The organism is Pseudomonadaceae bacterium SI-3 (assembly GCA_004010935.1).
In the GTDB taxonomy this organism is placed as follows: domain Bacteria; phylum Pseudomonadota; class Gammaproteobacteria; order Pseudomonadales; family Pseudomonadaceae; genus Stutzerimonas.
The window spans coordinates 2230821-2246085 of sequence record CP026511.1; the positions used below are offsets into that span (position 1 = coordinate 2230821).

Here is a 15265-nt window from a genome sequence, read left to right on the forward strand (position 1 = left end):
GCTGCTAAGGCCGCACGTCAGCGTTTATCCCTGAAGTGCGGCTTTTTTTCGTCTGTTGTCTGCAGGGGCCGTTTTTGCTGCGACAACCATCTGCACAGCCTGCTGGCCAGTAGGCGCGGATCCACGGCCTATCAACTCGTTAACCTACCTGGGAAGCCTGGCTGACCAACGCGCTTATGTCGGGTACAACCCTTCGGCGCGCAAACGCTTGTACAAGGTGTTGCGGCTCACGCCGAGATGGCGGGCCAAGTGCGAAACGTTGCCGCGACAGGCTTCGAACTGAGCACGCAGAGGCTCATTCGCAAGCATTGGGAACGGCACTGTTTCGCTTGTCGAGGCGGAGGCCCCGGTTCTACCTTGAGCCGTCAGCCTTACGTCCGCATCGGCAAGGAAATCATCTGGTAAATGTTCCACTCGGATCGGTTGGTCCTGGGCCAGCGCTAGCGCGACCTGCACAACGCTGCTCAGCTGACGTATGTTCCCCGGCCAAGGGTGGCTGTCGAACAGGCGCAGCACGTCGGGACTGAGACCGGCCCACTGCTGTGGTTCGCGGTGCTGTTCCCATACCCGCTGGAAAAGGGCGTGCTTGTCATAACGCGCGCGGAGGGGGGGCAATTCAACGCCGAGGCCGCTGACCCGGTAGAACAAATCCTGACGAAAGCGACCCTTTTCGACCTCCTGGCGTAGCGAACGGTTAGTTGCGCAGATCAATCGAAAGTCGACTGGGTAGGGCTCACCGCCGCCCAGCGGCTGGACGCTGCGTTCCTGCAGGACACGCAATAGACGCGCCTGCAAGCTCAGCGGCATATCGCCGATTTCATCGAGGAACAGCACACCACCATCTGCCTTGCGGATCAGGCCCAGGCTGCCTTTCTGGTGCGCGCCGGTGAATGCACCTTTTTCGTAGCCGAAGAGTTCCGACTCGATCAGCTCGCTGGGAATCGCTGCGCAATTCACGGCTATCAGCGGGGCGTTCGCCCGTGAACTGGCCGCATGCAATGCTTTGACCAGCACTTCCTTTCCGACACCCGTTTCGCCGTTCACCAGAATCGGAATGTCTTTTTCGAGCATGAGCTGAGCCTGGCGAATCACCTTATGAACCTGCGGGTCTCCCTGATCGATGCGTGCTAGGTCGATGGCGTGTTCCGGTCGGCTATCCGGTGTCCGAAAATCACGGGCCTGAATACGCGGCTTCTGCGGGCGTCGAACAAGGCCATGAAAGCGATGATTGCCCGCTGTCCGCAGCAGCATCGGCTGGTCCTCGGGCTGGCTGAGCAGCTGCCGCAGCGGGACGTCGAACAGCCGGTCGATGCGGCTACGAGTAAGCGCCAAGCCCAGCAAATTGTCTGCACGTCGATTGGCTGAAACGATCAGCCCCGATTCGTCGAAGACCAATAGACCGGCCCACTGACTATCAAGATTGTCCTGGCCGGTATTGAACGTCAGCTGGAAATAATCATCGCGGAACAGATTCAAGATCAGCCTGTTTTCAACCGACTGGCTCATCATCTTGACCATGCCCAGCGTGTGCGATGGCGGGAGGTAGCTGTCGCTGGACACGTCGAGCACCGCGATCAGCTGTCGTTGGGCGTCGTAAATGGGCGACGCCGCGCCGGACAGATATCGGTTGGCCTGGAGGAAGTGCTCGTCCCGTTGGATATGCACGGCTTGCCCGCTGGCCAGTGCGGTGCCGATCGCATTGGTTCCAGTATCTCGCTCCATCCAGCTGGCGCCCGGCTTGAATCCGCGTTGCTGCGCGGGGTCGACGAAGCGCCTGTCACCCCAGGACTCAAGCAACTGTCCGCCGCTGTCGGCAAGCAGAATCAGGCAGCTCGAATTCGAAAGGATGTTCTCGTAATAAGGCAGCACTTCACGCTGCGTGGTCTGGACCAGGTTTCGCTGACGTTCCAGCAGGGCATTGACGTCTCTCTCCGCTGGGTCGCCAAAGCTGGGGATGCTGAGCGGGTGTAGTCCGTAGCGTTCGCAACGGCTCCACGAGCCTTCTACCAAAGCCTGGTGTGAGATGGGCTGGGCTGGGTTGGCCATGTCGCCTCTCTGTCGCGGTACGTTCTTGTTGTTTTGTGTTTGTCACCGTCGGTGCCATGAACAGTCTTGTTCATTTTTGTTCACTGTCAATGTTCACAACTGTTCATTTTGAACACTTAACAACAGCGGCCTGCACAAAGCGCCACGGGCTAGAGCGGTTTAGCTTAGCTGGCATGGATATCGCTCTGAATCCTTCCATAACAACTAGAAGGATGCGGCATGTCCCTCACCCTGGAACACGTCACTAAAACTGTCGATGGCCAGCTGCATATCGACGACGCCAGCGTCATTTTCGAACCTGGCTCGTTCAATGTGCTGATCGGTCGAACCCTGTCGGGCAAGACCTCGTTGATGCGACTCATGGCGGGGCTCGACAAGCCGACTCGGGGGCGAATCTTAATGAACGGCGCCGACGTAACCGGGGTTCCGGTGCGCAAGCGCAACGTGTCGATGGTGTACCAGCAGTTCATCAACTATCCGACGTTGACCGTGTACGAGAACATCGCTTCACCGTTGCGACAGGCCGGATTCAGTAAAGCCGAGATCGAGCGCAAGGTGCGCGAAACCGCCGAGATGCTGCACATCGAAGCCTTCCTGAAGAAACACCCGCTGGAACTCTCCGGGGGGCAGCAGCAACGTACTGCAATGGCCAGGGCGTTGGTAAAGGACGCCGATCTGGTCCTGTTTGACGAGCCGCTGGTGAACCTCGATTACAAATTGCGCGAAGAGCTCCGCCAGGAAATGCGTGAGCTGTTTAAAACTCGCCGCAGCATCGCCGTATATGCGACCACGGAGCCGAACGAGGCTTTGGCGCTAGGCGGAACAGCAACCGTATTGCATGAAGGTCGGGTGATTCAGAGCGGGCCGACGTCGGAGGTGTATCACCGTCCCAGCCAGGTGCTCAGTGCCGAACTGTTCTCCGAGCCGCCGATCAACTTGTTGCCAGGGCGAATCGCGGCGAACGAGGTCAGTTTTCAAGACTGCATGCATTTCCCGCTTAACACCGATCTGAGCGGGCTGGACAAAGGCGAGTATCGCTTCGGGATCCGCCCCAGTCATATCGGGCTGGTGCCTTCCAACGATGATGATTTGGAAGTGTCTGGCACTGTCGAGCTGGCAGAAATCAGCGGTTCTGAAACCTTTCTCCATGTGCGGAACGAGCACCTCAGCTTGGTGCTGCACCTGCAAGGGGTTCACGACTACCTCGTCGACTCGCCCATCCGCGTCTACATCCCGACTCACAAGTTATTCGTTTTCGATGCTTCGGGCCGTCTGGCCCAGGCACCGGCTCGACGTGCCTGAGGAAATCGTTATGGCAGAAATCCGTTTGCAGAATCTTGCTCACAGCTATAACAGCCAACCCCAGGGCGCTGCTGACTATGCGATCCGTGAGATGGACCACGTGTGGGAACAGGGCGGCGCTTACGCGCTGTTGGGGCCGTCTGGGTGCGGCAAGTCCACCTTGCTCAACATTATCTCGGGGTTGCTCAGCCCGTCAGAGGGAGAGGTGCTGTTCGACACACGCAAGGTGAACACGCTAACGCCGGAGCAGCGCAACATCGCGCAGGTTTTTCAGTTTCCGGTCGTCTACGACACCATGACCGTCTTCGACAATCTGGCCTTCCCGCTGCGCAACCAAGGCATCGCCGAGGCGCGAATCACAAGCAAGGTTCACGAAATTGCCGAGGTGCTCGACCTCCATCCGCTGCTCAAACGAAAGGCCCACAACCTGACTGCCGATGAAAAGCAGAAGGTCTCAATGGGGCGCGGGCTGGTCCGAGACGACGTGTCGGCGATCCTATTCGACGAGCCACTCACAGTCATCGACCCGCATTTGAAGTGGAAGCTTCGACGCAAACTCAAGCAGATCCATGAGCAGTTCAACATCACCATGATCTACGTCACCCACGACCAGCTCGAGGCTTCGACCTTCGCTGACAAGATTGCGGTGATGTACGGCGGGCAGATCGTCCAGTTCGGCACGCCGCGTGAGTTGTTCGAGCGGCCACAACACACCTTTGTTGGTTATTTCGTGGGCAGCCCGGGGATGAATCTGATCGAGGTGGATGCCCGAGAAAGCGGGGTCGGTTTCGGTGATCTGCATCTGCCGCTACCGGGTGTGCTGGCTGCACGACTGCCGGAATTAGCATCGAGTCGCTTGCAGATTGGCATCCGACCTGAGTTCGTTCAGGTCAGCGAGGAGCCGGGTGCCGGTGGGATGCAGGCCGAGGCCGTGCGAGTCGAGGACCTGGGTACATACAAGATTCTTACGCTTCGTCTGCAAGGGCATCTGATCAAGGCGCGTCTGCCTGAGGATCAAGCGGTGCCGAAAGGCCAGGCCTGGGTGGGCTTCCCGGCACAGTGGCTGATGCTCTATGCCGATGATCGGCTGGTTGAGGTGCTGCCATGACCAAGACGCATGACAACCGCGCGTGGTGGCTGGTCCTGCCGGTTTTCCTGCTGGTGGCTTTCAGTGCCATCCTGCCGATGATGACCGTAGTGAATTACTCGGTGCAGGACATCTTCGATTCTTCAACGCGATTCTTCGTTGGCGCGGATTGGTATCGGCAGATACTCAACGATCCTCGGCTGCACGACTCACTGCTGCGGCAGTTCATCTTTTCGGGCTGCGTACTGTTGATCGAGATCCCGCTCGGAATTGCGGTTGCGCTGGCGATGCCGACCCGTGGCCGCTGGGCGTCGCTGTGCCTGATCGTGATGGCGATTCCCCTGCTGATCCCATGGAACGTAGTCGGGACCATCTGGCAGATCTTCGGGCGTGCCGATATCGGCCTGCTGGGTTACGGGCTCCGCGAGCTGGGCATCAGCTACAACTACGCCTCCAACACTCGGGACGCCTGGCTGACGGTGCTGGTGATGGACGTCTGGCATTGGACGTCCTTGGTTGCGCTGCTCTGCTACTCGGGTCTAAGGGCCATTCCGGATGCGTACTACCAGGCGGCTCGTATCGACAGGGCGTCCGCCTGGGCGGTGTTCCGCTACATCCAGTTGCCGAAGCTGAAAAGCGTGCTGCTGATCGCCGTGATGCTGCGCTTCATGGACAGCTTCATGATCTATACCGAGCCCTTCGTGCTCACCGGCGGTGGACCGGGCAACGCAACGACGTTCCTCAGCCAGACGCTCACCAAGATGGCGGTCGGACAGTTCGATCTCGGCCCGGCAGCGGCGTTCTCGCTGATCTACTTCCTGATCATCCTGCTGGTGTCCTGGCTGTTCTATACCGCCATGACTCACGGCGACCAGAAATGAAAGGGGGCCGCTGATGAACCTGCGCAAGCGAGTGGTATTGATCCTCTACATCGCGTTTCTGATGGTGCCGATCTACTGGCTCATAAACATGTCATTCAAGAGCAATACCGAGATCCTCGGCGGGCTGACGCTCTGGCCTCGCGACCTTACGCTGGCTAACTACAAGGTCATCTTCACCGATCGAAGCTGGTACAGCGGTTACATCAATTCACTGTACTACGTGTGCCTGAACACGATCATCTCGCTAACCGTGGCGTTGCCGGCGGCCTATGCCTTCTCCCGATTTCGTTTTCTCGGGGACAAGCACCTGTTCTTCTGGTTGCTGACCAATCGGATGGCGCCACCCGCCGTCTTTCTGCTGCCGTTCTTTCAGCTTTACTCATCAATTGGGTTGTTCGACACGCACATCGCTGTGGCGCTCGCTCACTGCCTGTTCAATGTGCCTTTGGCTGTCTGGATCCTTGAGGGATTCATGTCCGGTGTGCCCAAGGAGATCGATGAAACGGCGTACATCGACGGTTACAGCTTTCCGAAGTTCTTCGTAAAGCTTTTCATCCCGCTGATCGGTTCGGGCATCGGCGTTACTGCGTTCTTCTGCTTCATGTTTTCCTGGGTCGAACTGCTGCTGGCGCGCACGCTGACTTCGGTTGACGCCAAGCCGATCGTTTCGGTGATGACACGAACCGTCTCGGCATCGGGAATCGACTGGGGCGTTCTGGCCGCCGCCGGTGTGCTGACTATTCTGCCCGGCATGCTGGTGATCTGGTTCGTCCGTAATCATGTCGCCAAGGGCTTCGCCCTTGGGCGCGTATAGGAGTCGCTCATGAGCTGGATGGCATGGACCGGGCCGACCGCGGCTTTCTTCGCCGTCATCGGTGTACTGCTGGCGCTGATGAGCGCCTGGGAACTGAGGCGACCCTGCGTGCCGCGCAAGGGCATCCTGCCTATCGTTACCACTCGTGGCGATCGGCTGTTCATTGGACTTCTGGGCAGCGCCTATTGGCATCTGTTGCTGATAGGGCTGACCGACTGGAGCATCTGGATAGCGTCCGCGCTGTCTCTCGTCTGGTTGTTTGCAGTGATGCGCTGGGGTTGAGCCTTTCGGCTCACCCCTCCGAAAAACCCAAAGGAGGTGTTTATGTCCGAGAATAAAAACAACACCCGACATGGCATGGCGCTCGCGGCCTTGCTGACGTTGTCCGGCATTTCTGGATCGGCCTGGGCCGACGCCTATGAAGACGCGGCGAAGAAATGGATCGAATCAGAATTCAACCCGTCGACCCTTACGCCTGAGCAGCAGATGGAAGAGCTGCGCTGGTTCATCAAAGCCGCCGAGCCGTTCCGTGGCATGGAAATCAACGTTGCTTCGGAAACCATCACGACGCACGAATATGAGTCCAAGACCTTGGCGCTTGCGTTTAGCGAGATCACCGGCATCAAGCTGCGTCACGACTTGATGCAGGAAGGGGATGTTGTAGAGAAGCTGCAGACCCAGATGCAGTCGGGCAAGAACATCTACGATGGGTATATCAACGACTCTGATCTGATCGGCACGCACTTCCGTTACGGCAAAGCAGTTGCGATCAGCGACATGATCGAAGGTGAAGCCAAGGACTACACGCTGCCAACACTTGATCTGGATGATTTCATCGGGATTTCTTTCACCACGGGCCCGGACGGCAAGCTCTATCAGTTGCCAGTGCAGCAGTTCGCCAACCTCTATTGGTTTCGCGCCGACTGGTTCGAGCGGCCTGAACTGAAAAAGCAGTTCAAAGAGCGCTACGGGTATGAGCTTGGTGTGCCAGTGAATTGGTCTGCTTATGAAGACATTGCCGAGTTCTTCAGCAAGCACGTCAAGGAGATCGATGGGCAGCGCGTTTATGGCCACATGGACTACGGCAAGAAGGACCCGTCGCTTGGCTGGCGCTTCACCGATGCTTGGTTCTCCATGGCGGGCGCCGGCGACAAAGGGCTTCCAAACGGTTTGCCGGTAGATGAGTGGGGAATTCGTGTTGAGGACTGCCACCCGGTTGGCTCGAGCGTGTCACGCGGCGGTGCCACAAACGGTCCAGCTGCGGTCTATGCGACACAAAAATATGTCGACTGGATGCGCGAATACGCCCCGCGCGAAGCCCAAGGCATGACCTTTTCCGAGGCGGGCCCGGTGCCGGCGCAAGGCAACATTGCTCAGCAGATTTTCTGGTACACCGCATTCACGGCCGACATGACCAAGCCGGGTCTGCCGGTGGTGAATGAGGACGGCACGCCGAAGTGGCGGATGGCGCCGTCGCCGAAGGGGCCATATTGGGAGGAGGGCATGAAGCTCGGCTATCAGGATGCAGGATCCTGGACCTTCCTCAACTCGACTCCGGAGCAGCGCCGTCTGGCTGCATGGCTCTACGCGCAGTTCACCGTGGCGAAAACCGTGTCGCTGAAAAAGACCCTGGTGGGGCTTACCCCGATCCGTGAGTCGGATATCAACTCAGACGCCATGACCGAGGCTGCGCCAAAACTGGGTGGTCTGGTGGAGTTTTACCGCAGCCCCGCGCGAGTGCAATGGACGCCGACCGGGACCAATGTGCCGGATTATCCGCGTCTCGCTCAGCTCTGGTGGCAGTACATCGCCGAAGCAGCCAGTGGTGACAAGACCCCTCAGGAGGCTCTGGACGGGCTTGCCGAAGCGCAAGACACCATGATGGCGCGGCTGGAACGAGCTAACGTGCAGCCTAAGTGCGGACCGAAGTTGAACGAGCCGCGGGATCCCGAGTATTGGCTGAGCCAACCTGGGGCGCCGAAGCCCAAACTGCAAGATGAAAAGCCTCAGGGGCAGACCGTCAACTATGACGAACTGATCAAGTCTTGGGAGCAGAAGAGGTAGTGGGCTGTACCGGGTAAACAAAACGGCACCCGAGGGTGCCGTTTTGCGTGTTGTTTGCCTTTGTCGCTGCGTAGCTTAACCGTGCAGATGTTCAGCGGCATGCAACGTGTTTTCCAGTAGACAAGCCCGGGTCATCGGACCCACACCGCCTGGCACTGGCGTAATCCAGCTAGCGCGTTGCACGGCGACATCGAACTCGACATCACCGACGAGCTTGCCGTCGGCTTGGCGATTGATGCCCACGTCGATCACGATGGCGCCTTCCTTTATCCAGTCACCTTTGACCAGACCGGTTATACCTGTCGCGACCACGATCAGATCGGCACGTTTGACGTGGTCGGCCAGATCATGAGTAAAGCGATGGGTGACAGTGGTCGTGCAGCCTGCCAGCAATAACTCAAGCGCCATGGGCCTGCCGACGATGTTGGACGCACCCACCACAACCGCGTTTAGTCCATGCAGATCGACGCCAGTGCTATCGAGCAATGCCATGATGCCTTTCGGCGTACAGGGGCGGAGCAGCGGCATACGCTGAGCGAGACGGCCAATGTTGTAGGGATGGAAACCATCCACATCCTTGTCGGGGCGAATACGTTCGAGCAGTTGCGATGCATCCAGGTGCTTAGGCAATGGTAGCTGCACGAGAATGCCGTCAATCGACGGGTCGTCATTAAGCTGATCGATCAATCCCAGCAGTTCATCCTGGCTGGTTGAAGCGGGCAGGTCATGAGCGGTGGACTTGAACCCCACCTCCTCGCAATCCTTGCGCTTGTGCGCCACATAGACCTGAGAGGCCGGGTCCATGCCCACGAGAATCACTGCCAGGCCAGGTACTCGTAAACCTTGCTTGGATCGCTCGGCAACTCGGCCCGCGATTTGCTGGCGGACATTGGCAGCGATCTGTTTACCGTCGATCAGTTTTGCGGTCATGACGCGTGGTTAACCATCGAGAAGGACTGAAAAAGGACGCGCATTCTCGCACGACGGCACCGTTCGGCAAAGGCGACACGGGGGAGGATTCCCGTAACTCCTTTACCAGGCTGAAATTTTTTTGGTTTTGCTGTTGACGATGTGAAGGCAGGCCATTAAGATTCGCCCCGCTTGTCGAGCACAGCTTGCTGCTGGGTAAGACGGCTTTTGAGGGGCAACCCCCTTCACTGGCCGGAGCTTGAAGTCTGCGCTCTGATCGAATGCAGATAAAAGCGCCCGTAGCTCAGTTGGATAGAGCATCCGCCTTCTAAGCGGATGGTCGCAGGTTCGAGTCCTGCCGGGTGCGCCATTCCGGTTGGTACAAGCAAATGCAATATGGTGGGCGTAGCTCAGTTGGTAGAGCACAGGATTGTGGCTCCTGCGGTCGTGGGTTCGAACCCCATCGTCCACCCCATATTCCGAAACGCCAGGCGCAGCCTGGCGTTTTCGTTTAGAAGTTTGCGGACGTGGTGAAATTGGTAGACACACCAGATTTAGGTTCTGGCGCCGCAAGGTGTGAGAGTTCGAGTCTCTCCGTCCGCACCATCACATGATTTCCTGACCTCTTACGAGGTTTGGAAAATCCCTGAAAGCCCCTTAGATGGGGCTTTTTTGTGCCTGTCGTTTTCTCAGGGCACCTCATAAAAGTCCGTACGAACGCGATCCTCTGGGTACAAAAATGCGTCCATCACGAGTTCCAGTTCGGGAGATGTACCCGTGGCTCTCACCGATACGGCGATACGTCCAAGCTAAGCCCAAGGAGAAGGCGTACACAGTCGCCGAGGGAGATGGGCTGGCCTTTCTCGCCCATCCGCGCAGTGCCCTGTGGCGTACCCAGGGTGGGTATAAGGGCGCTGAAGAGGCGGCCGTCAGTTGAGAAGGTCATCATCTGCGACGGACTCTACCAGCGCATTGCCATAGCCCCTGAGGATCCAAATGCCCGCGCTCAAGCCCTTTTAGCCCCGCATCTGAAAGCGGTCGTAGGCACGCCTGTCTGAAGAGGTAAAAGAGTTCCTCAGTCCCAAAATTGCTGGCACATGACGGCTCCCGTTAAGGCCGCTTTTGGCCGTTCTCTGCCTATCGCGTCTCTACTGTCGACGCGTCGAGGAAAACTGAACTCCGTGGTCGAAGCCAATGCAAAACGGTCCATGAGCACGATTGGGTTACCCATGGAAACGACCGATCCATATCGCACGAAAACGGCGTCCTCGCATGACAACCAGACGCGGGTTTAGATGGAAGTGTGAGTAGGAATGGAGGCATGTCCATAGCGCTTGCCAATTGGGCGGCAAAAACCCAGGGCGGATCAGGCGGCGTCATCGACCTGCGCGACCCGGCACGACGAGACAAGCTGCTTATATTCACCGAAGTGGATAAGGTACGGGTGTCGGCCGGCGGTTGACGGCTCAGTTGGAGCCCTTGGGTATCAAGACGACTTGGGACCTCGCGCAGTATGACCGGCGTCGCTGCGTAGACAGTTCTCGGTGGTGCTAGAAACGCAAAGAGAGGTAGCTGTTATGGCCAAACTTACCGTCGAACAGAAGTGCGAAGCGTTCTGGACGCTGCATGAGTCCGGGTGCTTTGTGCTTCCTAATCCGTGGGATGCAGGCAGCGCGCAACTGCTCGCCGGCATGGGGTTCAAGGCACTGGCGACGACCAGCTCCGGCCATGCCTGGTCCTGCGCAAAGCCCGACGGCTCTATGCAGCGCGACGCTGTGCTGGACTATATGCGGAGCATCGTTGAGGCCACTGATCTGCCTATCAATGCAGATTTTGAAGACGGGTTCGGCCAATCATCCCGTGAGGTGTTCGAAAGCGCACAGCTTGCGGTGGTGACCGGCGTTGCAGGCTTTTCCATCGAGGATTCGACAGGGGATCCGTACGCACCTGTCAGGAATATGCAGGAGGCGGTCGAACGTGTCTGTGCGGCACGGGATGCTATTGATGCAAGCGGCTCCAAGACGCTCCTGGTCGCTCGTGCGGAAAACTTTTTCGTTGGCCGTCCCGATCTGCCGGACACCATCAAGCGGCTGCAGGCCTACGCCGAAGCCGGTGCCGACTGCCTTTACGCACCCGGGATCAAGACGCGTGACGACATCGCTGCGGTCGTCTTGGCCGTGGCGCCCAAGCCGGTCAACGTACTAATTGGCTGGAACAGTGACCTGACGGTTAAAGAACTGTCAGCCATGGGCGTCAGACGAATCAGTGTAGGCGGCGCGCTGGCGCGCGCCGCATGGAGCGGCTTTTACAGCGCGGCCCAAGCGCTGAAACATGGCCGGTTCGATGCGTTTCCAAGTTCACCTACCGGTAGTGAGCTCGACGAAGTGTTCCGGGGCGCTGCTCCAGCAAAGAGATGTGATGAACGACACCGCTGACGGGAGCGACCAGTCGATGACGCAGGAAGGGTAACGAGAACCTGATATCAGTGTTTCAGGTCGGCAATGACGTCGGTGTCGATGCGTAGGTCAAGGGCCGCACCCCAGGCTCGTCGGACAAGCGCTTCACCTGTCCGGCGAACGGAGGTACGGGCAGAGCGAACCCTTGAACCCACCGCTGTACCAATACTCTTCGCTAAGGATCAGAGGAGCGTTTTGCTCCTATCATCCCTGGCCTCGCCGAGCTCCCGAAGGGCCGCCGGAGGCGTTAGTGCTCCCAGGGTTGTCTAGTCATAAGGCGTCGCGAATGTGCCTTGTCGTCCACCTGCCTGCCGTGGCGCTTAGGAAGAATAGCTTGAACACTAAATACATAACCAAGAGGCGCCTGCGACGCCACGCACTTTCGCTGGCTTTGGGAGCCGCTGTTCTCGTGAGCTCTAACCAGGCGATTTCGGCATCCTCGTTCGGATTTGGCTCTGCGCTTAGGGAGACCGTGGCCTCGATTGAAGCGCGCACCGGCGGCCACATCGGAGTCAGCGTCACTGCCCTGGAGAGCGGACAGTCTTGGAGCCATCGAGGCGACGAGCGTTTTCCAATTGCCAGCACCTTCAAGGCGTTTTCGTGCGGCCACCTACTTGCTCTGGCTGATAGAGATGAGATCAAGCTCGATACGCGCGTTCGTTTCGATGAAACGGATCTTCAGAGCTATTCGCCTATTACCAAGGATCGTGTCGGCAGAAGCGGCATGTCCCTTTTTGATTTGTGTAGCGCAACAACTTCGATGAGCGATAACACGGCTGCAAACCTCATTCTTCGCAACACCGGAGGACCGCAGGGGTTCACGACTTTCATGCGATCCATTGGGGATGCGGTAACCCGTCTAGACCGCTATGAGCCAGAGCTTAACGATGTCGGTCCTGGCGAGGAACGTGACACTACGACTCCGATGGCTGCCGCAAGAAGCTTGGAGACACTGCTGTTGGGTGACAGTCTCTCCACTCACTCCCGTGAGCAACTGAAAGCTTGGTTGATTAACAACAAAGTTGGCGGCCCCTTACTGCGCGCGAGTCTCCCAGAGAGCTGGAAAATTGCCGATCGCACTGGGTCGGGTGGCTATGGTTCACGCGGTGTCATCGCCGTGATCTGGCCTCAGGGGAGCAACGCCCCGACCTCTGAACCGGTAATAGTGGCTGTCTATCTGACCGGAACGACTCTGACGCTGGAGGAGCGCGACGCGGCCATCGCTGAAGTCGGCGCCGCGCTCGTTACAGACCTTAAATCCTTAAAACAGCATTCATCAACGCAGCGACACTGACCGTCCTTATGAGCATCGCGTCGTTCATGGTCCAGTCTATGTATGGCTGTTCTGTTAGGAGCGGCGAGGGGCCCCGGCGAGAACTACTGCTGTCGCCTTGGTAGAGCCTTCTATGTATCAGGCCTCGCACCGGTCCAAGTGCCGCTATTGGCTGCAGCGGCGTTCGGCGTTGCGGCCACGGTGATCGCGAGGCTTTAAAAGAATGGGGTAAGGAGGTGGCGTGCGCGGCTAGTCCCGGGTTGCCGAAGTGCGCCGAGCGTTCTTCTTCTGCAGAATTACGGATGCTTCGTTGTAGGCGCTCTGGAAGGCGTCGCCTCCAACCCAGTTCAATGCTGTGTCTTCGTCCTCACCGTGAAATATCCCGCGATAGACAATCAACAAGCCCATCATGAAGTCGACGGCAGCGTCTTCCGCTTCCTCGGCGACCACCAACTCCAGCACCGGGTATTGCAGGAACACGAGGCACATTGCTAGCAGGCTGATGCCTTCGGCGGCTTTCATGGCTTGGAACAGATCGTCAAATTGGCCCGGGTCAAAACCGTTCTCTTCAATGTCTTTGAAGTCGAATGTGCTCAGGTCGATCTCGACATCATCGAACGGCTCATTGATCAACGGATTGGCCAGCAACGGATGCGGGAGATTAACCTTCCCCGTCCCCGAACGGTTCTGCTGGGCCTTGACCTTAGCCCGCTGGGCGCGCTTTTGCTGCTTTTTAGGAGACGCCATCGTGGTGAGTTCCTTGTTCGATACAGCCATCTTCATGGCCCAGCGTAATTGGACGCAAATTGTACCGAGTCTGGACTAGGTTCGTCGGCGAAGAAGACAAGCTTTCGCAATCCAAGCGTCCAAACGGGTGAGTCAGCGCTTTTCTGTAGCTCGAGGGTTATTTGGTTTTGCGCCCGCGTTGCGGAAATGATGAGTTTCACGCGTGCGGCTGAAAGCGCTTGCCCGATCAGCATTCGATCAAATGGATCTTTGTGTATGGGCGGAAGGGCGGCCGCTGCGATGCAATGTTGCCCTGTCATTGGCAACTCCCGGTAGTCGGCGTCCAGCAGTGCTCTGACGCGGGCTCGGCACGAGCCCACAGGAGATATCTTTAGAAGCTTTATCTAGCTGACGCCAATTCCACGAAGAACTGGCGAAAAGACGCACCTTGAAATCCAATATCAACGGATCGGTTTTTAAAGCCAACAGAACTTAAGCTTTCTTTAGAGGTGGTTGGTCATTCGTATCGGATGGTACTCGTGAATCCAAGGAACGACACAGTTAGCTGATCCCGTTCGCCAGCACCTAGCAGTAGCTTGACGATGATGCTCACTTGGAACCTTGCTTGCGGCACGTTTGAATAGCCGGATCCGAGCGGCGGCCTCAACCAAAAAAATCCGATTAGTAAAAGATGACCATGTAGAATCCCGCGCCCCAAAAAGCAGGAGACAACACATTGGCCATTCATCACTCCGTGTCCGAAGGAGCTGTGGCATGCGGACGCATCGGATCGAACCTGACCAGTACTCACGATTCAACCAAGGTTTCATGCAAACTTTGTCTTCGCACCCTTGAAAGAAGCGCCAGTGAACCTGTGCGCAAAAGCCCAAGCCTCGCCGAACTCAGGGCCGCTGCAAAGAGCGCGAAGCATGCTAAAGCGATCGCCGAGCACGCAACGCCAACGCCATCGATATCGCCCCGTGCCGAATGGCATCAACGACTGGCGCAGTTACCGGGTCGAAATCGTCTTCCCTGCGGCGCCGCTCGCCAAGTCTATATCTAACTGAACAAGACGGCGGCTGCGGTCGCCGCTCACCTAACTGAAGGCATCGCTAGGACAGCGCAACGCATTGTCCTGATGCGGGGTTTGCGAACGGTCGCGTACTGTGTCTAAAGCTGTAGCCAAGATGAATTGGGGTTTGCTCGCAAACCCGCCAGGCCCTACGCGATGGCCAAAAAAAACCGCGCCAGGAAGCGCGGGGAAGCAATGGTCGGTTCTGGAGAGAGGTTGAACATTGCAAGGCCATCATAGGCCAGCGCAGTGCCAAGCGACCAAATAACAAGGGTGAGCGAGTTCTCAATTGGGAGCCGCGATGCCTCTTGTGCAAGCGTGCCGATCGGTCTCTGACCTCATCTGGGGGGAAGTCTTTACGGCTACATCTTGCAAATCATAGGACTATTACAAGCCATCGCACATAGAACGGCAAATTTGATTTGTCTAGTGAATTGGCGACGAATCTGTCTTAAAAAATGGTTGACAAGAAATTGTTATGCACATTGAGGCCTCGCTGTAGCATTTGTCATATCAAGCCGTTTCGTTTGTTTCGAGTAAATATCTTAAGTTATTGAATCTAAAGAACTAAAAAGTTATGAGCAAAAACTCGTCGATCTGTTCGTAGCCCGCATCAGACGGGCATTTGGCCGAGT

At 57.5% G+C, this 15265-nt stretch carries 12 protein-coding genes, 3 tRNA genes and 2 pseudogenes; 13 read left to right on the forward strand and 4 right to left on the reverse strand.

What is annotated here, in order from left to right:
* Positions 1 to 174: 174 nt before the first annotated feature.
* The gene (locus C1896_10585; GenBank protein ID AZZ45313.1) at positions 175 to 2046 is read right to left on the reverse strand and encodes a sigma-54-dependent Fis family transcriptional regulator; all 1872 of its coding nucleotides are present in this window, start codon (positions 2044 to 2046) and stop codon (positions 175 to 177) included.
* Positions 2047 to 2265: 219 nt separating this feature from the next.
* Between C1896_10585 and C1896_10590 the strand changes: the two genes are divergently transcribed.
* The 6 genes from C1896_10590 to C1896_10615 are packed head-to-tail and all read left to right on the forward strand — an operon-like array spanning position 2266 to position 8194.
* On the forward strand, positions 2266 to 3348 hold the full coding sequence (locus tag C1896_10590) for an ABC transporter ATP-binding protein (GenBank protein AZZ45314.1): 1083 nt from the start codon (positions 2266 to 2268) through the stop codon (positions 3346 to 3348).
* Positions 3349 to 3358: 10 nt separating this feature from the next.
* Positions 3359 to 4456, forward strand: coding sequence for an ABC transporter ATP-binding protein (locus C1896_10595; protein AZZ45315.1), 1098 nt, complete (start codon positions 3359 to 3361; stop codon positions 4454 to 4456).
* Complete coding sequence (locus tag C1896_10600) at positions 4453 to 5316, forward strand: sugar ABC transporter permease (GenBank protein ID AZZ45316.1); 864 nt, start codon at positions 4453 to 4455, stop codon at positions 5314 to 5316. Before C1896_10595 ends, C1896_10600 begins: the two co-directional genes overlap by 4 nt.
* Before the next feature lie 13 nt (positions 5317 to 5329).
* Positions 5330 to 6130: a carbohydrate ABC transporter permease gene (locus C1896_10605; GenBank protein ID AZZ45317.1), complete on the forward strand. Its 801-nt coding sequence runs from the start codon at positions 5330 to 5332 to the stop codon at positions 6128 to 6130.
* A gap of 9 nt (positions 6131 to 6139) precedes the next feature.
* Entirely contained in the window at positions 6140 to 6412 is a 273-nt protein-coding gene (locus C1896_10610; protein AZZ45318.1) for a hypothetical protein, read from the forward strand.
* 42 nt (positions 6413 to 6454) lie between these two features.
* Positions 6455 to 8194 (forward strand): ABC transporter substrate-binding protein, encoded by a 1740-nt coding sequence (locus C1896_10615; GenBank protein AZZ45319.1) that lies wholly within the window; start codon positions 6455 to 6457, stop codon positions 8192 to 8194.
* A 75-nt stretch (positions 8195 to 8269) separates the two neighbouring features.
* On the opposite strand, the gene C1896_10620 is transcribed toward C1896_10615, so the two are convergent.
* The gene (locus C1896_10620) at positions 8270 to 9124 is read right to left on the reverse strand and encodes a bifunctional methylenetetrahydrofolate dehydrogenase/methenyltetrahydrofolate cyclohydrolase FolD (protein AZZ45320.1); all 855 of its coding nucleotides are present in this window, start codon (positions 9122 to 9124) and stop codon (positions 8270 to 8272) included.
* A 272-nt stretch (positions 9125 to 9396) separates the two neighbouring features.
* Between C1896_10620 and C1896_10625 the strand changes: the two genes are divergently transcribed.
* From C1896_10625 to C1896_10650, 6 genes and pseudogenes are all read left to right on the forward strand, one after another.
* Positions 9397 to 9473: transfer RNA gene (locus tag C1896_10625), tRNA-Arg, on the forward strand.
* 29 nt (positions 9474 to 9502) lie between these two features.
* Positions 9503 to 9578 (forward strand) — tRNA-His (locus C1896_10630).
* Between the two features lie 46 nt (positions 9579 to 9624).
* A tRNA-Leu gene (locus C1896_10635) sits at positions 9625 to 9709 on the forward strand.
* 718 nt (positions 9710 to 10427) lie between these two features.
* Positions 10428 to 10671: pseudogene (locus tag C1896_10640) on the forward strand (DNA polymerase V subunit UmuC).
* A 9-nt stretch (positions 10672 to 10680) separates the two neighbouring features.
* Entirely contained in the window at positions 10681 to 11538 is an 858-nt protein-coding gene (locus C1896_10645) for a 2-methylisocitrate lyase (protein ID AZZ47619.1), read from the forward strand.
* A 307-nt stretch (positions 11539 to 11845) separates the two neighbouring features.
* Positions 11846 to 12853: a class A beta-lactamase gene (locus C1896_10650; GenBank protein ID AZZ45321.1), complete on the forward strand. Its 1008-nt coding sequence runs from the start codon at positions 11846 to 11848 to the stop codon at positions 12851 to 12853.
* A gap of 228 nt (positions 12854 to 13081) precedes the next feature.
* On the opposite strand, the gene C1896_10655 is transcribed toward C1896_10650, so the two are convergent.
* On the reverse strand, positions 13082 to 13579 hold the full coding sequence (locus tag C1896_10655) for a hypothetical protein (GenBank protein ID AZZ47620.1): 498 nt from the start codon (positions 13577 to 13579) through the stop codon (positions 13082 to 13084).
* Positions 13580 to 13794: 215 nt separating this feature from the next.
* Positions 13795 to 13893 (reverse strand): annotated as a pseudogene (locus C1896_10660) (PIN domain nuclease).
* 401 nt (positions 13894 to 14294) lie between these two features.
* Between C1896_10660 and C1896_10665 the strand changes: the two are divergent.
* Positions 14295 to 14621, forward strand: coding sequence for a hypothetical protein (locus C1896_10665; GenBank protein ID AZZ45322.1), 327 nt, complete (start codon positions 14295 to 14297; stop codon positions 14619 to 14621).
* Positions 14622 to 15265 lie beyond the last annotated feature (644 nt).